The 383-nt window shown below is 53.5% G+C and carries 1 rRNA gene; it reads right to left on the minus strand.

From position 1 onward, the window contains the following. A 23S ribosomal RNA gene (locus AAHB15_RS30080) occupies positions 1 to 383 on the minus strand; the annotation flags it as partial.

A 383-nucleotide genomic window follows, 5' to 3' on the forward strand; every position in this document is an offset into this window, starting at 1 on the left:
AGGCTCCTACCTATCCTGTACAAGCTGTACCAAAATTCAATATCAGGCTACAGTAAAGCTCCACGGGGTCTTTCCGTCCTGTCGCGGGTAACCTGCATCTTCACAGGTACTATAATTTCACCGAGTCTCTCGTTGAGACAGTGCCCAGATCGTTACGCCTTTCGTGCGGGTCGGAACTTACCCGACAAGGAATTTCGCTACCTTAGGACCGTTATAGTTACGGCCGCCGTTTACTGGGGCTTCGATTCAGAGCTTCGCGTGAGCTAACCCCTCCTCTTAACCTTCCAGCACCGGGCAGGCGTCAGCCCCTATACTTCGCCTTGCGGCTTCGCAGAGACCTGTGTTTTTGCTAAACAGTCGCCTGGGCCTATTCACTGCGGCTC

It is taken from the genome of Bacillus sp. OTU2372 (genome assembly GCF_038440275.1).
Classification (GTDB): Bacteria; Bacillota; Bacilli; order Bacillales; family Cytobacillaceae; genus Neobacillus; species Neobacillus bataviensis_B.